Here is a 19,261-nt window from a genome sequence, read left to right on the forward strand (position 1 = left end):
AGTTGATGATAACCTTATCCATCTGTGGAATTTTTGTTCTAGTCTATATCTTTATTTTTATGATAACGTCTAGAAGTTACCGTAAGATTGTCCAGATGTAAAAAATGTTACACTAGGAAACGACTAGAATATAGTCAAAAAGTAAAAGAGGTAAAAATGAAAGAAAGTTATTTTGACGGAGGAATCCTAGATTATAGTGGATACTCTATCTTAGTAGCCATAATTTTCGGGCTTACCTTGGGGAACGCAACACCTTGGGCGATTTGCATGGTGCAAAATTGAAAACCAAACACACGGTGGTGTATGGGTAACGTCTATACTTTGACGGGACTGGAACACAACTATTTGGCAACTGGATCAAGGGGTTTCTTCTAACCATCATCACGTTTGGGATCTATGGCTTCTGATTGAAAATAAAAATGAAGCAATGGATTGTCGAACAAACAAATCATGTTTAATCATTAAACGGCATCTTCTTTCAGAGGAGATACCGTTTTTTCTTTTTCGTATAAGGAAACAAAAATTTCTTCCTTTCTCTATCTGTTCAATTGATAGATTTCTTCGAAGAAAGACTGTAAAATTTTTGATATAATGTTAAAGATAGACTGACGGATGCTTAAAGGATAATTTTCAAAAACATAACAGGTGAGAAGAAAAATATGTAAGATTGAACAGAAGTCTCTCTACCATCATCCAAGCAGAAACAAGATTATATGAAATAAAAGGAGTAACCAATGACCAGAAATTATTCAACACGTGAATACCGTGAGAAATTATATGATGATCTTCATGTTCGATTAAGAGATACAGTGATTTTGATGTGTGCGATTTTTATTGCCTCTATAGGTCTAAATATGAATTCAACAGCTGTCATTATTGGAGCCATGCTGATTTCCCCTCTTATGACACCGATTGTTGGACTGGGTTTTGGTTTAGCTATTTTTGATACCCGTTTAATCAAACAATCTCTAGAGGTTTTATTTACTCAAGTATTGGTCAGCTTGCTTGTCTCGACTCTGTATTTCTGGATTTCTCCCTTATCTTATGCTAGTAGCGAACTGATTGCACGAACCTCTCCAACCATTTGGGATGTTCTCATTGCTATTGCTGGTGGGATAGCAGGTGTAATTGGGTCAAGGAAAAAAGAAGCAAACAATATCGTGCCAGGAGTAGCCATAGCAACAGCTCTGATGCCGCCTATCTGTACTGCAGGCTATGGTTTAGCTAGTGGAAATGTACGATTTGTATTTGGGGCTCTCTATCTTTTCTTGATCAACTGTGTCTTTATCATGCTAACCAACATTGTTGGAACAAGAATTTTGATGAGAAAATCTCCTTTAAGTTCATTTAAAGAGCTAAACATTAAAATGAAAATTGGGTTGATATCCTTGATTGTATTATTGATTCTTCCAGCCAGCTACTCAGCAGTGACTCTGACGATGGATCAAGCGCGAAAAGAAGGAATCAAACAGTTTGTAGAAAAAGAGTTCGCCAATCATACAGTCATTAATCAAGTCTACAAGTCAAGGAACAATGAATTGGTCTTGACGGTTGTTGGAGATCCGATTTCAGACGAAGAATTAGAAACACTCCATCAAAAACAAGCCTCTTACGGTATTCAATCTGTTCAATTAAGAGTCAATCAAGTTCATAATTCGACAAAATTAGATAGTGAGACGACCAAGGAATTTTACGAAACCATTAACAAGTATATCGATCAAAAACTTTCTGAAAAGGATTCACAAAAAGATCTCGTAAAAGAAAAAGAAGCAGACAAGGACTGAGGATAGTCAACTTTTCTAATTCATGGAAGCAAATCTTGGGAGGATATCCTATATCCAACAGTTAGTGAATAGAAAGGATTGTTTATGAAGATACCATTTGTGGTGGTTTAACCAATCACTACTAGCTCAGGTAAAACAAAATATAAAAAGGCGGTGGGACAGAAATCGATAGACAAAGTCTCGATTTCGTAGTCCCAGCCCCGCGAGGATGATTAGGAGCTTTTTGGAGTCTAAAAGACGAACAAAAAGTTCAATCAGCTACCGCGTCAAAGTTTAATTGCTAATAAAAAGTGAGGTCGGGATCGTTTGTCCCAACCTCTTTTTTAGGTAGCTGGAATTCTTATCCCAGGTTAAACGTTTTATTTCTCAACACGAGATTTGTTGGCGATATCAGCAAGGATTGCTGCTACAAACTCATCTACTGGGACAGTTTGTGTTTCTTTTTGGCCATAGCGACGAACGTTGACTGTTCCGTCTTCCATTTCCTTGTCCCCAACGATTAATTGGTAAGGAATCTTGCTGGTTTGAGAAGCGCGGATCTTGAACTGCATTTTTTCATTGCGCTCATCTACGTCTGCACGGACACCACGGTCACGGAGTTTTTTAGCCACTTCCCAAGCGTAGTCCACGTGTTTTTCGTTAGATACTGGGATGAGGGTTACTTGGTGTGGTGCCAGCCATGTTGGGAAGGCACCCTTGTAGTTTTCAATCAAGATAGCTGTGAAGCGTTCCATGGTTGAAATAACCCCACGGTGAATCATAACTGGACGGTGTTCTTCACCATCAGCCCCAATGTATTTGAGGTCGAAGCGTTCTGGAAGCAAGAAGTCAAGCTGGATAGTAGAAAGGGTTTCTTCTTTTCCAAGGGCAGTCTTAACCTGGATATCTAATTTTGGTCCGTAGAAGGCTGCTTCGCCTTCGGCTTCAAAGTAGTCAACCCCCATTTCATCAAGGGCTGCACGAAGCATGGTTTGGGCATTTTCCCACATCTCATCGTTGTCAAAGTACTTGTGAGTATCTTGAGGGTCACGAAGAGAGAGACGGAAGCGGTATTCAGTCAAGTTGAAGTCTTCATAAACATCTATAATCAACTGAAGGGCACGTTGGAATTCTTCTTGGATTTGTTCAGGAGTTACAAAGAGGTGACCGTCGTTGAGAGACATTTCACGCACACGTTGAAGACCAGTGAGGGCACCAGATTTTTCGTAACGGTGCATCATGCCGATTTCGGCGATACGGATTGGCAACTCACGGTAGGAGTGAACATGGTGTTTGAAAACTTGGATGTGGTGTGGGCAGTTCATTGGACGAAGGACAAACTCTTCACCGTCCCCCATGTCCATAGTTGGGAACATGTCCTCTTGGTAGTGATCCCAGTGACCAGAAGTCTTGTAGAGTTCAACAGAAGCAAGTGGTGGAGTGTAAACGTGTTGGTAGCCAGAAGCCAACTCCTTGTCGACGATGTAGCGTTCCAATTCACGACGGATAGTCGCACCATTTGGCAACCAGAATGGAAGTCCTTGTCCGACTTCTTGAGAAATCATGAAGAGGTCAAGCTCTTTACCAAGTTTACGGTGATCGCGTTCTTTAGCTTCTTCACGCATTTGAAGGTAGTTCTTCAAGTCTTTCTTGTCGAACCAGGCTGTACCATAGATCCGTTGCATCATAGCATTGTCGCTATTTCCACGCCAGTAAGCACCAGCTACATGGAGAAGGTGGAAGATTTGGATGCGGCCTGTTGAAGGAACGTGCGGGCCACGGCAGAGGTCCACGTATTCACCCTGACGGTAGATAGTCAAACCACCCTCATCTTCAGAGTGTTCTTCGATTAATTCCAATTTGTAAGGGTCGTTTTTGAAGATTTCACGTGCCTCATCTTTCGATACTTCCTCACGAATAGATGGGAAGTTTTCTTTGACGATTTTTTTCATTTCTTCTTCGATACGAGGAAGGTCTTCGTTGGAGATTTGACCAGCCTGATTGTCCGTATCATAGTAGAAACCATCTTCGATAGCTGGACCTACACCCAAATGAATATCTGGGAAGAGGCGACGAGCTGCTTGGGCAAACAAGTGAGCAGCTGAGTGACGCAAGATCGGAAGGGCATCTTCGTGATCAGGTGTCACGATTTCGATGCTACCATCTTCAGTTATGGCACGAGTTGTATCAATCAATTTGCCGTTGAACTTACCAGCCAAGGCTTTTTTAGCTAAGGAATTGCTGATAGATTGGGCAATTTCAAAAGTTGTAACGCCAGATTCGAATTCACGAACAGCGCCATCTGGGAAAGTAATCTTAATCATGGTTTTCTCCTTAAATATTTATTCTATTTTTGTTGGACAATTTTAAGAGACGAGCAACTTCTTCCGCATTCTGATTCTCTGATTGACTGCCATCTGTTATGAGGCTATGATAGCCTAATCTCACCGCTTCCTTACGAACCATTTGAGCGAAAAGAATGTCTCGTTGCATCCAGTTTTCAAAAGCTTGCTCGGGGTTGGTTGTACCCTCTAAGACATAAGGAACCCATTCTCTCTGTATATAATGCTTTTTTTGAAAATCAGCTGTCGGAGTCAAGCATAGATAGGAAGACGCTGGACATTCAAGCTCCTTTACCAAGTGAGGCAAAAGTCCTGCTCCCTCCACCAAGAGAGGTCTGTTTTGATTTTTTATCAAGTAAGATTTTACATATGGAAAAATCTCTTCATAAAAGCGCCATTCTTCATCTGCCATCTCTTCTGGATTTCTCATCCAGATTTGTTCTGGATTTCTATCCTGCCTAAGAAGGCAAATTGGCTGTGAGTCTGCACTTGCTTGACTCATCATCTCTTCTACCAAATCATCCAGTTTGATATGAAGTAGTTGATACTGTCTAGCAAGAAGTGAGGCAATTGTTGACTTTCCACTGCAAGGCGATCCGCCAATCATATAAAGCATCATTCTTCCTCCTTCTGACAAAATAAAAACGACATCCTAAAAGGACGTCGCAACGTGGTTCCACCTTCATTTATGCACAACAAAAACTGTTGACACCTCAGATTGGCTTTAACGTAGCCACCGTTTTATGTTTGCATAAAAGTCAGTAGAGTAGTATCAGTTTAGGCTTTCTATGCGTTTCCAGCAACCACGCACTCTCTAGTAGAAAGGGACTAAGTGACTTGTCTCTATGCATTATTATAGCATGATTGCGAGAATTTTCAAGGTTTTTGTATAAGTTTTTTATTTTTCTCTCGCTGGAAGAGATGCTTGATGCCCACACCAGAAGCCAAGCCAAGTAGGGCGAAGATTTCATAGGCTACGAGATAAAGAAGAATGAACTCACCAAAGGTGATGATGGTAAAGCAATAGAGCAGACCAATACCGAGTAGCCACCAAAGTGAGAAATGAAATCGATAGCTATAAAGTAGCGATACGATAAAGGTTACCAGAGGTGAGAAGAGGATGATGTTATAAATGTACAGTCCCTTCAGTGTATATGGGTCAGAGATGAGTAGAGAGAGGAGCTCATAGAGGGGCCAGTAAAAAAAGAAAGTGACAAGGTAGTATGGGATATACTTAAGATAATTCCGCATGGCAATAGTCCTCCAATCTGGAAAAATTGAGAGATATTGTAGACCACATAATCCTAAATGAAGGGGAAATCTCTACTTATATTATAGCACGATTTGGAGGCTCTTACCATTTAATCCAGTGATCAGTGATAGTGATCTTTTCGAGTGTTTTCTGCTATAATACTAACAAAAGAAGTAAGAGAGAATGAGGAGAAAGAATGACCAAAATAGCAGTTCTTTCAGACATACATGGAAATACGACAGCTTTGGAAGCTGTTCTGACTGATGCAAGAGCGGCAGAGGTAGATGAGTACTGGCTTTTGGGAGATATTCTGATGCCAGGAACAGGGCGTAGAAGGATATTGGATCTCTTAGCAAGTTTGCCTATTACAGTAAGAGTTCTGGGAAATTGGGAGAATAGTCTCTGGCGAGGCCTGCATCGCAAGTTAGATCCTACAATAGCGAGTCATCGTTATCTCCTGCGTCAAAGTCAGTACATCTTAGAGGAGGTCAGCCCTGAAGAAATCGAAGACCTCAATAATCAACCCATGCAAGTTCATCGTCAGTTTGGTGATTTGATGGTGGGAGTCACTCACCATCTTCCTGATAAAAACTGGGGTAGAGAGTTGATTCATACGGGAAAGCAAGAAGATTTTGATAGATTGGTGACGAATCCACACGCCTCTGTCGCAGTATATGGCCATATTCATCAGCAGTTGCTTCGTTACGGAAGTGATGGACAGTTGATTCTTAATCCAGGATCCATTGGACAACCTTTTTTTCTAGACGCGAAGTTGCGTAAGGACCTGCGGGCCCAGTATATGATCTTAGAGTTTGATGAGGCAGGTTTGTCTGATGTTGATTTTCGCCGAGTGGATTATGATGTAGAAGCTGAATTGCAGTTGGCTAAGGATTTGAAGCTCCCCTATTTTCAGGTCTACTATGAAAGTTTGGTAAATGGGATTCACCATACTCATAATCACGAATTGTTAGGTCAAATCAGTGAACAAGAAGGTTATGATCAGGATGTTGAACTCTGGATGGAAAGAGACAAGAAAGATTGGTTTTAAGAGGACTTCTAGCTAGGAATCAGATAGTCTAGGAACTGTTGTTTTCCGATAAGTCGAACTGGATACGAATTGACGGCTTCTCAAATTTATGTTAGAATAACGGAATATAAATAATTTGAATTTCATACTAATTGATATTCAAAATAAGAGGAGACAAATAATGAAACCAGAAGAGTTACACGCTATTGCCTCGGAGTTGGGCTTGCAATTTGACGAAGATTCGCGTAGTATTTATGGCACGCAGTCAGGCTATTTACTTTTCCTGCAAGAAACTGACGTGAAAAATCAGTTTCGACTTTGTGTCAGTGTGAGTTTGAATGGCAATCCTGCGGATTCAGAAGAAAACGAAATGGTTTGGGATGAGTTTAAGAGTGAATCTCTTCCAAACTTGTCGACCTTGTCTATCAACCAGTACCTTGTTTCTTTTGTCGTAAAAGGTGCTATGCGCAAATCAAAAACAATTGAAAAGTTACAGACGCTCATAACAGACCTCGTTGCCTTCCTTGAAACCCATCATTTCGTCCAAGTGTGTGCCTACAGCGGTCAGGAGGGCCCCGTTGGTCTCTATCAATTAGGTGACTCAATTTTCCTTATCAACGAGGAAAGCTATCAATTGCTGAAGAGCAATCTTCAGATTGAGGTGGATTCTTATCAAAATCAAAAGGAAAATGTTCTTCTTGGAGCAGTTGGTGCCTTGCTGGGAGCCTTGATTGGTGGGGCAGTTGCTCTATTTATCGCGCGCCTAGGTTATGTAGCTATGGTAGCGGGTATTGTTCTGGGGATTTGTACCATTAAAGGATATGAAATCCTTGGAAGAAAGGTATCTCGAAAGGGGATTGTGATTTCTTCTATTTGGATGGTGATTACTGTCTTTCTAGTGAATCAAATTGATTTGGCGATGGAAGTCGTTGCCAAACTAGGGGTTGAGTTTGCCTTTGCTTTCCGAGTGGTGAATCAATTAATCTTTAGCGGTGATTTTCCAGATAACTATTTTTATAATCTAGCTATGTTAGCTGTGTTTACCTTAGTTGGTGCTGGGGTGTCTATCAGCTCAGTCTGGTCAAGTCATAAAACAAAAGGGATTGTCCGTAAAATTGCATAAAAAATAAGTCTTTGTATGCCCTCTACCGCTCTGGTCGCCAAGAGGGATACAGGACTTTTTGCATTGAGAAGATAATCGGTCGTTAATATTTGACAGGAAAACCAAAAACGGTATAATGTTTATACGGGAAAAGATGAATAAAATATCAATGAAAGGAGAAGAAGATGCAAATTTCAAGCCGATTTACAATTGCGACTCATATGATGATTATTATTGCAATGCAGGATACAGACAGCAAGGTAACCAGTGATTTTCTTGCGGCTAGTGTCGGAGTCAATCCAGTCATTATCCGTAAGACTTTATCGCAACTCAAAAAAGCAGGATTGATTTCAGTTGCTCGTGGTACGGGAGGAACTGAGATAATAAAAGACCTTCAAGAGATCAGTTTGTTGGATGTCTACCAAGCTGTAGAGTGTTTAGGAAAATCTGGTAAGCTCTTTAGTTTCCATGACAATCCAAATCCTAATTGCCCAATTGGTGCGAATATCCATGCAGTTTTGGACCAAAAGCTGTTCGATGTTCAAGCAGCTATGGAAAACCAACTGCGTCAGACAAGTCTGGCTCAGGTTGTAGCCGATGCTCAGAATAAACTGTCTAAGTAAGAGGACTAAGGTTCTCTTTTTCTATCGCCACTCTTTTTATGAGTTGGGCAAGAAGAATTGTGGTAAAGTGTACTAGATTCTTTACGGTAAACTATAAAGAAAAATGTGAGCCTCAGTTTCAGGTTCACATTTCATTTTTTACTCATGGCAAAATGGCCTTTAGTTGGTTCAGGATGGTTTGTAAGGTTACGACCGCTTGTTCTCCTTGTTGTGGTTGGTAGAGTAGTTGGAAATACTTGCGAATAGTTTCTTCAAATTGCTTAGGGAGGAGTGTACAATTGGTCTTTGCGTACTCCAACATTCGTTTTTCACCAGGATGGGTTTGCTCATTGAGCGCAAATAACAAGTCAAAGTAAGAAGCGAAAAATTCACTCGTACGATGATTCATGCTGAGAAGATCTTGACGCTTGATAGCTTTTTCTATTTGGTGAGAGAAGGCAGGCATGGCTTGTTCTAGCAAAAGAAGTTGCCTTTCGATGATATGCTTTTTGAGTTCCGGTGGATAGGGAATCTGGTAAGTCTTTTGGAGAGAAGCATAGTGTCCATTCGGATCGTATAGAATCTTGCTGTGGAGTAGATTATGCCACATGCAAGTTGTATAGGCATTTTGGGCTTGATGTTGAAAAACGGTTGAGTTCAATTCCTGTTCAAACGACTCCAGCGAACGATAAATCAACTCGATTTCGATACCGTTGTTTAGTACACAGTCGTCCTCTAACTCCCAAAACTGGTTTCCAATTTCCATATAGGAGCAGTATTTATTCAAAATTTTTAGGCGAGTCGCCTCATCAATAGAAGAGTTTAGATAGACATAAACGTCATAGTCAGAATTTTGATCGTAGGCTTGTCCTGCACGAGAACCACCAAGAGCAATAGCTTCTACTTGTTCCAGTTGAGAGAATTCTTTGCAAAGTTCGTGGATCATGATTTTTCTCCTTGCTTTATGGTTTTAAAGTCATTTTACCAAAAAGTAAAACGTTTGCATAATGTTAGGTTGCTCTTTTTCATTTATAGAAAAAAATGTAAACCCTTGTTTTGAGTTCACATTTCGTTTTTATTCCGCAGCTTGTTGCCAACGTTTTGCTAGCTTATGAGACAAGCTAGAAATAGCAAAGTTAAAGATAAAGTAAATCAAGGCAATCAGGATATAAAGACTGAAGACCTGCTCTGGTTCGAAATAGCGTCCCATGAGAATTTGGCTGGCGCCAAAGAGTTCTTGTAGGGCGATAACAGAGTAGAGAAGACTGGTATCCTTGATCACAGTTACAAACTGAGAAATGATGGCTGGCAGCATTTTACGGATCGCTTGTGGGAGAATGATGTAGTAGAGGATTTGCGCAGAGGTGAATCCTTGCGACATTCCTGCTTCGTACTGGCCCTTGTCCACGGCATTGAGACCGCCTCGGATAATCTCAGCCAAGGCTGCTGAGGTAAAGAGGGTAAAGGCTGTAATACCAGCTGGTGTGGACTTCATCTTAAACACCAAAAAGATGGTGAAAATCCAGAGGAGGTTGGGAACGTTACGTACAAACTCGATATAAATGCTGGAGATGATCCGTAAGATAGGATTTTTCCCATTTCTCATGACGGCTAGTACTGTTCCGATAAGGGTCGAGAGGACGATAGCAATCAGAGAAATGTAGAGGGTTAAGCCAAATCCTTTAAAGATAAAGATTAGGTTATCTGGGGTCAAAACTTCTAAAATAGATTTCATAGTAACCTCCTAAAGTGAATAGGCTTTTTTGTTGGCTTGTTCCATCTTGCGGCCAAACTGGGCAACAGGGAAGCATAGGGCAAAGTAGAGAAGAGCAGCACCTAAAAAGGCTGGAATATAGTTTCCGTTGAGAGCCGACCAAGACTTAGTCACAAACATCAAGTCTACTCCAGAGATGATGGCAACTGTAGAGGTGTTCTTGATGAGGTTGACGATTTGGTTGGTCAAAGGTGGGAGAATGATACGGAAGGCCTGAGGCAAGATAATCAAGCGCATGGCACTGATATAGGTAAAACCTTGCGACAAGGCGGCCTCCATTTGACCGCTAGGAATAGACTGAATCCCTGAACGAATAACCTCAGCAATATAGGCGCCGTGATAGAGTCCCACGCAGAGTACAGCTGTCCAATAAATCGGAATCATGATGGTGTGGTCACTGATAAGAGGCAAACCATAAAAGACGATGACAAACTGCACCAAGAGGGGAGTGTTTTGATAGAATTCGACAAAAATACGAGCCAAAACACGCAAGAATGGGCGCTTGCTAGTTGACATGGCCCCAAAGAAGATGCCCAAAACCATAGCGAGGATAAAGGAACCAACCGCTAGGGCAAGGGTGAAGAGGAAACCATTGAAAAATTGTCCAAAATCCTGAAAATAGGCTGTCCAAGATGATAAATCTGTCATGGGGTGTCCTCCTTAATCTGCAGTATGGCTAGATGGTTTAAGCTTGTAACGGTCATGGAGTTTCTGCAAACTACCATCCTTGCTCCATTTAGTTACCAAGGTATCAAGATAGTCGTTTAGCTCGGTATTTGATTTCTTGGTGACGATACCGTAGTCAGATGGCTTGAAACTATCATCTAGTAGTTCTGTCCGTTTACTAATGTAGCCAGATAGGATAGAACGGTCTACGGAAAAGGCGTCAATACGGTGAGCGTGAAGGGAAGTAATCAATTCTGGATAGGAACCAAGTTCGACGAATTTAAAGGTTAGACCTTTCTTTTTGCCCAGTTCAGTAATCAAGCGCTGGGTGATGGAGCCTTGGGCAACCCCAATCGTTTTTCCGTTTAGGTCCTCAATGCTTTTGATGTTGGCGGATTTATTGACCAAAAAACCAGAAGCATCCGTATAGTAGGGACTGGTGAAGTTGTATAGTTTTTTACGTTCGTCTGTGATGGTGAAGGTTGCGATATCCATGTCGACCTGTTCATTGTCTAGTAGTGGTCCGCGGGTTTGAGCGGTAACTGGAACGTAGCGAACCTTGACTTTGAGTTCGTCTGCAATCATCTTGGCAAGGTCCGTTTCGATACCAGAATAAGTCCCTGTCTTGGGATCCTTGTAGCCAAAATTAGGAACGTCTTGTTTGACACCGACAACTAGTTCGCCTCTTTTTTGAATGTCTGCGACGCTGGTATCAGCCTGAACTGGTTTGGCAGCAGCAAGGCTGAAAAGGCTAATCAATAATGCGGATAAAAAGAATTTCTTTTTCATAGGCGCCTCCTTATTTGACTTTGTCACTTTCGTGGTTAATAATTTTGCTGAGGAATTGTTGGGCACGAGGTTCGCTTGGATTGTCAAAAAAGTCATCGACATCTGTCGTATCTACTAAAACTTCTCCGTCAGCCATAAAGATGATGCGGTCCGCAACTTCACGGGCAAAGCCCATTTCGTGGGTAACGATGATCATGTTCATCCCGTCATGTGCCAGTTTCTGCATAACTGCTAGTACATCACCGATAGTCTCAGGATCAAGAGCAGATGTTGGCTCATCAAAGAGGAGGAGTTCCGGATGCATGGCAAGACCACGAGCGATGGCGATTCGCTGTTTTTGACCACCAGATAGCATAGCTGGATAGGAATCTTTCTTGTCCCACATATTTACAAATTCCAGATATTTTTGGGCTGTTTTTTCAGCTTCTTTTTTATCAATTCCTAGAACTTTAACGGGCGCAAGTGTCACGTTTTCTAACACTGTTTTGTGTGGATAAAGGTTAAAATGTTGGAAAACCATGCCGACTTCCTTACGAAGAGGAACTAAATCCTTCTGACTGGCACCTGCTACTTGGTGTCCATTGACCAGGAGACTTCCTTTGTCAACAGCCTCTAAACCATTGATAGTACGGATAAGAGTGGACTTCCCAGAGCCGGAAGGTCCAAGCAGGACAACAACTTGTCCTTTTTCAAAACGGAGATTGATGTCGCGGAGTGCGTGATAGTCTCCGTAATATTTTTCGACGTTTTTAAATTCTACTAAAGCCATGAGAGATCTCCTTTGTGTTAGATTTTATAACATGATTCTACAACAAAAGAATGTTCTTGTCAAATCATATCTGAAAAAAATTCACTAAAATATTATAAAAAAGCAATCTGGATAGAGAAAAAGCCTAAATCATGTTATAATGAAACGATAGAATTCTTAGAAAGAGTGGATGTTTTTTTGATAACTCCTACTTATGAATGGCAGTTTGCCCCGCAGGTTGAGGATGCGGATTTTACAAAGATAGCCAAGAAGGCTGGGCTGGGTCCTGAGGTGGCTCGGTTATTATTTGAAAGAGGGATTCAGGATGAAGAAAGTCTGAAGAAGTTTTTAGAACCTTCTTTAGAGGATTTACATGACCCCTATCTGCTCCATGATATGAACAAGGCAGTGGAACGGATTCGTCAGGCCATTGAAGAAGGGGAAAACATTCTCATCTATGGAGACTACGATGCGGATGGTATGACTTCAGCTTCGATTGTGAAGGAAAGTTTGGAACAGTTTGGTGCTGAGTGCCGTGTTTACCTACCCAATCGTTTTACCGATGGCTATGGTCCCAATGCCAGTGTCTATAAATACTTTATCGAGCAAGAGAGAATTTCCTTGATTGTGACAGTGGATAATGGAGTTGCTGGTCACGAGGCCATTGAATTGGCCCAGTCTATGGGAGTGGATGTCATTGTGACCGACCACCATTCTATGCCGGAAACCCTTCCTGATGCCTATGCGATTGTTCACCCTGAGCATCCAGATGCGGACTATCCTTTCAAACAGTTGGCCGGATGCGGAGTGGCTTTCAAGCTAGCTTGCGCTCTTTTAGAAGAAGTGCAAGTGGAATTGCTTGATTTGGTCGCTATCGGTACCATTGCAGATATGGTAAGCCTGACGGATGAAAATCGTATCTTGGTTCAATATGGTCTGGAAATGCTGGGACATACTCAGCGCATCGGTCTGCAAGAAATGCTAGACATGGCTGGGATTGCTGCTAATGAAGTGACAGAAGAAACGGTTGGCTTTCAGATTGCCCCTCGTTTAAATGCCTTGGGGCGTTTGGATGATCCTAATCCAGCTATTGATTTGCTGACTGGATTTGACGACGAGGAAGCTCATGAGATTGCCCTCATGATTCACCAGAAAAATGAAGAACGTAAGGAAATCGTTCAGTCAATCTATGAAGAAGCTAAGACCATGGTGGATCCTGAGAAGATGGTCCAGGTCTTGGCCAAGGAAGGCTGGAATCCTGGCGTTCTGGGTATCGTTGCTGGTCGTTTGTTGGAAGAACTAGGGCAGACAGTCATCGTTCTTAATATAGAAGAAGATCGTGCCAAGGGTAGCGCTCGTAGTGTGGAAGCGGTCGATATTTTTGAAGCCTTAGATCCCCATCGAGACCTCTTTATCGCCTTTGGTGGCCATGCTGGTGCAGCAGGAATGACGCTGGAAGTGGAGAAACTTTCAGATTTATCTCAGGTTTTGGAAGACTATATCCGTGAAAAAGGCGCAGATGCTAGTGGTAAGAACAAGTTAAATCTAGATGAAGAGTTGGACTTGGAGACTCTTAGTTTAGAAACGGTTAAAAGTTTTGAACGCTTGGCACCCTTTGGAATGGACAATCAGAAACCTGTCTTTTATATCAAGGATTTTCATGTCGAAAGTGCCCGTACTATGGGAGCAGGCAATGCCCACCTCAAACTAAAAATTTCCAAGGGTGAGGCGAGTTTCGAAGTGGTGGCCTTCGGACAAGGTAGATGGGCAACAGAGTTTGCTCAAACAAAAAACCTAGAATTGGCAGTCACCCTGTCTGTCAATCAATGGAATGGACAAACTGCTCTCCAGTTGATGATGGTGGATGCGCGTGTGGAAGGTGTTCAACTCTTTAACATTCGTGGGAAGAATACAGTCTTGCCAGAAGGGGTTCCAGTCTTGGATTTCTCTGGAGAGTTGCCAGATCTAGCGACTAGTGACGCGGTTGTTGTGAAAACCATTCCCGAGGATATTACCCTGCTGAAGACCATTTTTCAGGAACAGGATTTCTCAGCTGTCTATTTCAAAAATGACATTGACAAGGCTTACTATCTAACAGGTTATGGAACTAGAGAACAGTTTGCAAAATTGTACAAGACCATTTACCAGTTCCCAGAGTTTGATATTCGCTACAAGCTGAAAGAATTGGCGACTTATCTCAATATCCAACAAATCTTGCTGGTCAAGATGATCCAAGTCTTTGAAGAGCTAGGTTTTGTGACGATTAAAGATGGTGTCATGACAATCAATAAAGAAGCGCCGAAAAGGGAAATTGCTGAAAGTCAGATTTATCAAAATCTCAAACAAACTGTAAAAAATCAAGAAATGATGGCGTTGGGGACAGTGCAAGAAATGTATGATTTTTTAATGGAGTTATAGATGGAAAGGGACTGAGATGAGCTACCTCGGTCTCTTTTGTCGGATAAACGATTGATGTGGGAGTGGTTGATAAGACGGTCTTTTGAGTGGTTCACTGATGTAAAAATTAGGGAAAATGATTCATTTTTTATTCTCTTCTATCACTTTATACGATGTCTGCTTTTAAACCTTATGTAGTAAAAGTATAAATTTTTGTAACATGACTAAAATATAACTCTAAACGAACTGACATGTAAATCAAGTATGATTTTCTTATCAAGAAAATATAAGGGGAATCTAGTTATGAAAAAAACAGTTACGAAACTGACTCTTGGTTTGACTTCTACCGCTATTTTGGCTACAGTTGGGGCTCAAACTGTTCATGCCAACTCTTACGTTGTCCAAGATGGTGATTCATTTTATGCCATTGCAACTGCAAACGGCATGGATCCGCATGAGTTGGCAGCTTTGAATGGAAAAACCATCTTTGACACTATCCACCCAGGCGATGTATTGGAAGTGAGTGGTTCCGCTCAGGTTAGCTCTACCTACAGTGCTCCAGCTAGCGCTGCGAATGTGGTATCAGATACAGAAGATGTTGTTGAAAAGACTCCAACAAACTATGGCAACTCTTATCCTGTTGGTCAGTGTACATGGGGCGTGAAAGAATTGGCTCCCTGGGCTAGCAACTGGTGGGGAAATGCCAACACGTGGGCAATCTACGCGAGTGCTCAAGGCTATAAGACAGGAAGTGTTCCAGTAGTAGGAGCAATCGCCGTTTGGGATGGTGGTGAATATGGACACGTTGCTTATGTAACAGATGTTCAAAGTGAAAACTCCATCCAGGTATTGGAAGCAAACTACAGACGTCAAAAGCAGATTGCGAATTACCGTGGCTTCTTTAATCCACATGAATTTTTAGGAAATGTCACTTATATCTATCCAAACTAAAGATGATAAAAAGATTTAGAATTTCTAAGTCTTTTTTCTTTTTGAAGAAATTTCCTATCATTTAGCTCCATCTTAGTGGATAATTGCTGAAAAATTTTTAAATTCTGTAGCGAACAGGAAATTCTTGCTTTTGGATGTAGATAAACCATGTCTTTGTAGAAAATAGTTCTCAAGTCGAGAGGTGAAGAGCAAGAATTTAACTTGTTTTGAACTAAAAGAGAAATTTAGAGTTCGAGAAAGGTATCTGAAATCAAATTGATTCAGAAAATCCATATTTTGATGGTATAATCGCTCCATTATCTTAGATGAAGCATCCAAAAGAGAAGTCAAAGTTAAAGGATTCGATTCACAGTAGTGACTAATCTCTAGTTAAAAACCTATCTTCGTTTTGAAAATAATCAAAAAAATGGTATAATGGTAGGAAAAGATTCGGCTGAAAGTTTTGGAACTTTTAGAATAAGAGGGTAAATTCACCCTATAATCAAGATAAATGAAGTTTCGGAGGAAAAATGAGTAATATTAGTTTAACAACACTAGGTGGTGTACGAGAAAATGGTAAAAATATGTACATCGCTGAAATCGATGGTTCTATTTTTGTTTTGGATGCAGGGCTTAAATACCCTGAAAATGAACAACTAGGTGTTGATGTCGTCATTCCAAATATGGACTACCTTTTTGAAAATAGCGATCGTATCGCAGGGGTCTTTTTGACCCACGGACATGCGGATGCCATTGGTGCCCTGCCTTATCTTTTGGCAGAGGCTAAGGTACCTGTGTTTGGTTCGGAGTTGACCATTGAGTTGGCCAAACTCTTTGTCAAAGGAAATGATACGGTTAAGAAATTCAATGACTTCCATGTGATTGATGAAGATACGGAGATCGACTTTGGAGGGACTGTGGTTTCTTTCTTCCGTACAACTCACTCTATCCCAGAAAGTTTGGGAATAGTCCTGAAAACAGCTGAAGGTAGCATTGTTTACACAGGCGACTTCAAGTTTGACCAGACAGCCAGTGAATCCTATGCGACGGATTTTGCTCGTCTGGCAGAAATCGGTCGTGATGGTGTCTTGGCGCTCCTCAGTGATTCAGCCAATGCTGATAGCAATATCCAGGTGGCGAGCGAGAGTGAAGTTGGAGACGAAATTACCCAGACCATTGCAGACTGGGAAGGTCGTATCATCGTTGCCGCAGTTGCCAGCAACCTTTCTCGTATCCAGCAGGTTTTTGATGCTGCAGCAGATACAGGTCGCCGAGTTGTTCTGACTGGATTTGATATTGAAAATATCGTCCGCACTGCGATTCGTCTCAAAAAATTATCTCTAGCCAACGAAAGTCTCTTGATTAAACCAAAAGAAATGTCTCGTTTTGAAGACCATGAGTTGATTATCCTTGAGACGGGCCGTATGGGTGAGCCTATTAATGGACTTCGTAAGATGTCCATTGGTCGCCACCGCTATGTGGAAATCAAAGACGGGGACTTGGTCTATATCGTAACGACTCCATCTATCGCCAAAGAAGCCGTCATGGCGCGTGTTGAAAACATGATCTACCAAGCTGGTGGTGTGGTGAAACTCATTACCCAAAGCTTGCGAGTATCCGGACACGGAAATGCGCGTGATTTGCAGTTGATGATCAATCTTTTGCAACCAAACTACCTCTTCCCTATCCAAGGAGAGTATCGTGAGTTGGACGCGCATGCCAAGGCTGCCATGGCAGTTGGAATGTTGCCAGAACGCATTTTCATCCCTAAAAAGGGAACGACCATGTCTTATGAACATGGAGACTTTGTTCCAGCTGGAGCTGTTTCTGCAGGGGATGTCTTGATTGACGGAAATGCTATCGGAGATGTTGGAAATGTGGTCCTTCGTGACCGTAAGGTCTTGTCAGAGGATGGAATCTTTATCGTGGCGATCACTGTCAACCGTCGTGAGAAGAAAATTGTGGCCAAGGCCCGTGTTCACACGCGTGGATTTGTTTATCTCAAGAAGAGCCGCGATATTCTCCGTGAAAGTTCCGAATTGATTAACCAAACGGTAGAAGAGTATCTTCAAGGTGATGACTTTGACTGGGCAGATCTCAAAGGCAAGGTTCGTGACAATCTGACCAAGTACCTCTTTGATCAAACCAAGCGTCGTCCAGCAATCTTGCCAGTCGTGATGGAAGCAAAATAATAAGCAGAATACCTACAGAAAAAGTCGAAATTCGGCTTTTTCTTATAGAATAGTAAAAGGAGACAACCATGGCAGTTATGAATATTGAGTATTACTCAAAAGTTTTGGATATGGAGTGGGGCGTTACGGTACTCTATCCAGATGCTAGTCGGGTGACTGAACCAGATTGCACAGATATTCCTGTCCTTTATCTTTTGCACGGAATGTCAGGAAACCAAAATAGTTGGCTCAAACGTACCAATGTCGAGCGCTTGTTGCGTGGGACCAATCTCATTGTTATCATGCCCAATACTAGCAATGGCTGGTACACAGATACTCAGTATGGCTATAACTACTATACAGCTCTAGCAGAAGAGTTACCTCAGGTAATGAAACGTTTCTTCCCCAATATGACCAGCAAGCGAGAAAAAACTTTCATAGCAGGCCTATCCATGGGTGGATATGGTTCCTTCAAACTAGCTCTCGCAACCAATCGTTTTTCCCATGCGGCTAGTTTTTCTGGTGCGCTTAGTTTTCAGGAATTTTCTCCTGAAAGTCAGGATCTGGGATCGCTTGCCTACTGGAGAGGAGTTTTTGGAGAGATTAAAGACTGGACAGCTAGTCCTCATTCGCTTGAAAGCATGGCTGCAAAGTCCGATCAAAAGACCAAACTATGGGCTTGGTGTGGGGAGCAAGACTATCTCTACTCTGCCAATAACCTCGCAGTGAAAAACCTCAAAAAGCTTGGTTTTGAGGTGACCTATAGTCATAGTCCAGGTAAGCACGAGTGGTACTACTGGGAAAAACAATTGGAACGTTTTTTGGCTACTCTACCAATTGACTTTGTTTTGGAAGAGCGTTTATCTTAGTTTTAGGTTTCTTTCAGTTTTATTCAGTAAAATAGAGAATCTATCTTGGTCAAGGAGAATGTGATTTCAAGATAGGTTCTTATTTTTATGAAAGGTGGGACGTCATGTTCTGGATTATTCGATTATTGTTCCGATTTCTGTTGGGAATTTGGCGTTTCTTCTGGCGTCTGGTTTGGACTGTGGTCATTCTACTGCTCATTGCTTTTGGAGTGGTTTGGTATCTGACAGGTGATTTTCATTCTGCGGTCAATCAGGTTGAAAAAATGAGCAAGATTGGTCAAGGTGGTTGGAATCAGTGGAAGGAGACGGGAACGCTGGAGGTCTTGTCTCAGACAGACAGTCACCAACATGCAGAAGGCAAGTGGGCTCAGGCCTCAGCTCGCATCTATATTGAACCTCAAATGGATGAAACCTTCCAAGGTGCCTATGCAGAAGCCATAAAAAACTGGAATCAAACGGGAGCCTTTACCTTTGAGGTGGTTGCGGATCCTAGCCAGGCAGATATTGTGGCAAGTGAGATGAATGATGGATCGACCGCTGTAGCAGGTCAAGCCGAGAGTCAAACCAATTTGTTAACCAAACAATTTATATCTGTAACGGTTCGCCTGAATCACTATTATCTATCCAATCCAAACTATGGTTATTCTTATGACCGAATCGTGCACACGGCGGAGCACGAGCTGGGGCATGCCATCGGTTTGGATCATACCAACGAGACTTCTGTCATGCAGCCAGCAGGTTCCTATTATGGGATTCAGCCTCAGGATGTAATCAAAGTAATAGAATTGTATGTAGGTAATTGATAGATGAGTAGCTTAATTTGCTTGTT

The 19,261-nt window shown here is 41.9% G+C and carries 17 protein-coding genes and 2 pseudogenes; 11 read left to right on the top strand and 8 right to left on the bottom strand.

The genetic code is table 11. The features are described 5' to 3' along the window. Positions 1–2: 2 nt before the first annotated feature. The 3 genes and pseudogenes from ACT17O_RS02990 to ACT17O_RS03000 all read left to right on the top strand — a co-directional run. Positions 3–101, top strand: a pseudogene (locus tag ACT17O_RS02990) (peptide ABC transporter); the annotation flags it as partial. A 55-nt stretch (positions 102–156) separates the two neighbouring features. After that, positions 157–407 (top strand): annotated as a pseudogene (locus tag ACT17O_RS02995) (hypothetical protein). A 327-nt stretch (positions 408–734) separates the two neighbouring features. After that, complete coding sequence (locus ACT17O_RS03000; RefSeq protein ID WP_444817716.1) at positions 735–1,784, top strand: TIGR00341 family protein; 1,050 nt, start codon at positions 735–737, stop codon at positions 1,782–1,784. 359 nt (positions 1,785–2,143) lie between these two features. Here ACT17O_RS03000 and thrS read toward each other — a convergent pair whose 3' ends face one another. The 3 genes from thrS to ACT17O_RS03015 all read right to left on the bottom strand — a co-directional run bounded on the left by thrS (position 2,144) and on the right by ACT17O_RS03015 (position 5,356). Continuing rightward, positions 2,144–4,087, bottom strand: a complete 1,944-nt coding sequence (gene thrS, locus ACT17O_RS03005; protein WP_444817717.1) for a threonine--tRNA ligase — start codon at positions 4,085–4,087, stop codon at positions 2,144–2,146. A 10-nt stretch (positions 4,088–4,097) separates the two neighbouring features. After that, positions 4,098–4,724 (bottom strand): AAA family ATPase, encoded by a 627-nt coding sequence (locus ACT17O_RS03010; RefSeq protein WP_444817718.1) that lies wholly within the window; start codon positions 4,722–4,724, stop codon positions 4,098–4,100. 257 nt (positions 4,725–4,981) lie between these two features. Continuing rightward, positions 4,982–5,356, bottom strand: a complete 375-nt coding sequence (locus ACT17O_RS03015; protein ID WP_444817719.1) for a hypothetical protein — start codon at positions 5,354–5,356, stop codon at positions 4,982–4,984. Positions 5,357–5,553: 197 nt separating this feature from the next. Here ACT17O_RS03015 and ACT17O_RS03020 point away from each other — a divergent pair, with 197 nt between their 5' ends. The 3 genes from ACT17O_RS03020 to ACT17O_RS03030 all read left to right on the top strand — a co-directional run bounded on the left by ACT17O_RS03020 (position 5,554) and on the right by ACT17O_RS03030 (position 8,109). Next, entirely contained in the window at positions 5,554–6,405 is an 852-nt protein-coding gene (locus ACT17O_RS03020; RefSeq protein WP_444817720.1) for a metallophosphoesterase family protein, read from the top strand. A gap of 160 nt (positions 6,406–6,565) precedes the next feature. Beyond that, entirely contained in the window at positions 6,566–7,507 is a 942-nt protein-coding gene (locus ACT17O_RS03025) for a hypothetical protein (protein ID WP_444817721.1), read from the top strand. A 164-nt stretch (positions 7,508–7,671) separates the two neighbouring features. Next, positions 7,672–8,109, top strand: coding sequence for an Rrf2 family transcriptional regulator (locus ACT17O_RS03030; protein WP_001167390.1), 438 nt, complete (start codon positions 7,672–7,674; stop codon positions 8,107–8,109). A 142-nt stretch (positions 8,110–8,251) separates the two neighbouring features. On the opposite strand, the gene ACT17O_RS03035 is transcribed toward ACT17O_RS03030, so the two are convergent. The 5 genes from ACT17O_RS03035 to ACT17O_RS03055 all read right to left on the bottom strand — a co-directional run bounded on the left by ACT17O_RS03035 (position 8,252) and on the right by ACT17O_RS03055 (position 12,086). Next, positions 8,252–9,034: a DUF4037 domain-containing protein gene (locus tag ACT17O_RS03035; RefSeq protein ID WP_444817722.1), complete on the bottom strand. Its 783-nt coding sequence runs from the start codon at positions 9,032–9,034 to the stop codon at positions 8,252–8,254. 129 nt (positions 9,035–9,163) lie between these two features. Further along, entirely contained in the window at positions 9,164–9,823 is a 660-nt protein-coding gene (locus ACT17O_RS03040; RefSeq protein ID WP_042768516.1) for an amino acid ABC transporter permease, read from the bottom strand. Between the two features lie 9 nt (positions 9,824–9,832). Further along, on the bottom strand, positions 9,833–10,510 hold the full coding sequence (locus ACT17O_RS03045; RefSeq protein WP_042768514.1) for an amino acid ABC transporter permease: 678 nt from the start codon (positions 10,508–10,510) through the stop codon (positions 9,833–9,835). 12 nt (positions 10,511–10,522) lie between these two features. Beyond that, complete coding sequence (locus tag ACT17O_RS03050; protein WP_042768513.1) at positions 10,523–11,317, bottom strand: transporter substrate-binding domain-containing protein; 795 nt, start codon at positions 11,315–11,317, stop codon at positions 10,523–10,525. A gap of 10 nt (positions 11,318–11,327) precedes the next feature. Next, positions 11,328–12,086 carry an amino acid ABC transporter ATP-binding protein gene (locus ACT17O_RS03055; RefSeq protein WP_045617531.1) on the bottom strand — a complete coding sequence of 253 codons (759 nt, stop codon included), beginning with the start codon at positions 12,084–12,086 and terminating at the stop codon, positions 11,328–11,330. Positions 12,087–12,263: 177 nt separating this feature from the next. Here ACT17O_RS03055 and recJ point away from each other — a divergent pair, with 177 nt between their 5' ends. The 5 genes from recJ to ACT17O_RS03080 all read left to right on the top strand — a co-directional run bounded on the left by recJ (position 12,264) and on the right by ACT17O_RS03080 (position 19,235). Beyond that, complete coding sequence (recJ, locus tag ACT17O_RS03060; protein ID WP_444817723.1) at positions 12,264–14,483, top strand: single-stranded-DNA-specific exonuclease RecJ; 2,220 nt, start codon at positions 12,264–12,266, stop codon at positions 14,481–14,483. 282 nt (positions 14,484–14,765) lie between these two features. Next, on the top strand, positions 14,766–15,413 hold the full coding sequence (locus ACT17O_RS03065; protein ID WP_247925579.1) for a COG3942 and LysM peptidoglycan-binding domain-containing protein: 648 nt from the start codon (positions 14,766–14,768) through the stop codon (positions 15,411–15,413). A 509-nt stretch (positions 15,414–15,922) separates the two neighbouring features. Continuing rightward, positions 15,923–17,584, top strand: coding sequence for a ribonuclease J (locus ACT17O_RS03070; RefSeq protein WP_000065609.1), 1,662 nt, complete (start codon positions 15,923–15,925; stop codon positions 17,582–17,584). Between the two features lie 68 nt (positions 17,585–17,652). Beyond that, positions 17,653–18,432, top strand: a complete 780-nt coding sequence (locus tag ACT17O_RS03075; RefSeq protein WP_444817724.1) for an alpha/beta hydrolase — start codon at positions 17,653–17,655, stop codon at positions 18,430–18,432. Positions 18,433–18,536: 104 nt separating this feature from the next. Then, a complete protein-coding gene (locus ACT17O_RS03080; protein WP_444817725.1) occupies positions 18,537–19,235 on the top strand; it encodes a M57 family metalloprotease in 699 nt (232 codons plus the stop codon). Positions 19,236–19,261: the final 26 nt, after the last annotated feature.

Source organism: Streptococcus sp. HJ1, assembly GCF_052399005.1.
Classification (GTDB): domain Bacteria; phylum Bacillota; class Bacilli; order Lactobacillales; family Streptococcaceae; genus Streptococcus.

What these genes read in the sequence shown, in the direction of transcription:
- ACT17O_RS03080 (WP_444817725.1), top strand. Translation starts at nt 18,537, where the DNA reads ATGTTCTGGATTATTCGATTATTGTTCCGATTTCTGTTGGGAATTTGG.
- ACT17O_RS03075 (WP_444817724.1), top strand. Translation starts at nt 17,653, where the DNA reads ATGGCAGTTATGAATATTGAGTATTACTCAAAAGTTTTGGATATGGAG.
- ACT17O_RS03055 (WP_045617531.1), bottom strand. Translation starts at nt 12,086, where the DNA reads ATGGCTTTAGTAGAATTTAAAAACGTCGAAAAATATTACGGAGACTAT.
- ACT17O_RS03045 (WP_042768514.1), bottom strand. Translation starts at nt 10,510, where the DNA reads ATGACAGATTTATCATCTTGGACAGCCTATTTTCAGGATTTTGGACAA.
- thrS (WP_444817717.1), bottom strand. Translation starts at nt 4,087, where the DNA reads ATGATTAAGATTACTTTCCCAGATGGCGCTGTTCGTGAATTCGAATCT.
- ACT17O_RS03070 (WP_000065609.1), top strand. Translation starts at nt 15,923, where the DNA reads ATGAGTAATATTAGTTTAACAACACTAGGTGGTGTACGAGAAAATGGT.
- ACT17O_RS03040 (WP_042768516.1), bottom strand. Translation starts at nt 9,823, where the DNA reads ATGAAATCTATTTTAGAAGTTTTGACCCCAGATAACCTAATCTTTATC.
- ACT17O_RS03015 (WP_444817719.1), bottom strand. Translation starts at nt 5,356, where the DNA reads ATGCGGAATTATCTTAAGTATATCCCATACTACCTTGTCACTTTCTTT.
- ACT17O_RS03020 (WP_444817720.1), top strand. Translation starts at nt 5,554, where the DNA reads ATGACCAAAATAGCAGTTCTTTCAGACATACATGGAAATACGACAGCT.
- ACT17O_RS03010 (WP_444817718.1), bottom strand. Translation starts at nt 4,724, where the DNA reads ATGATGCTTTATATGATTGGCGGATCGCCTTGCAGTGGAAAGTCAACA.
- ACT17O_RS03050 (WP_042768513.1), bottom strand. Translation starts at nt 11,317, where the DNA reads ATGAAAAAGAAATTCTTTTTATCCGCATTATTGATTAGCCTTTTCAGC.
- ACT17O_RS03000 (WP_444817716.1), top strand. Translation starts at nt 735, where the DNA reads ATGACCAGAAATTATTCAACACGTGAATACCGTGAGAAATTATATGAT.
- ACT17O_RS03030 (WP_001167390.1), top strand. Translation starts at nt 7,672, where the DNA reads ATGCAAATTTCAAGCCGATTTACAATTGCGACTCATATGATGATTATT.
- ACT17O_RS03065 (WP_247925579.1), top strand. Translation starts at nt 14,766, where the DNA reads ATGAAAAAAACAGTTACGAAACTGACTCTTGGTTTGACTTCTACCGCT.
- ACT17O_RS03035 (WP_444817722.1), bottom strand. Translation starts at nt 9,034, where the DNA reads ATGATCCACGAACTTTGCAAAGAATTCTCTCAACTGGAACAAGTAGAA.
- ACT17O_RS03025 (WP_444817721.1), top strand. Translation starts at nt 6,566, where the DNA reads ATGAAACCAGAAGAGTTACACGCTATTGCCTCGGAGTTGGGCTTGCAA.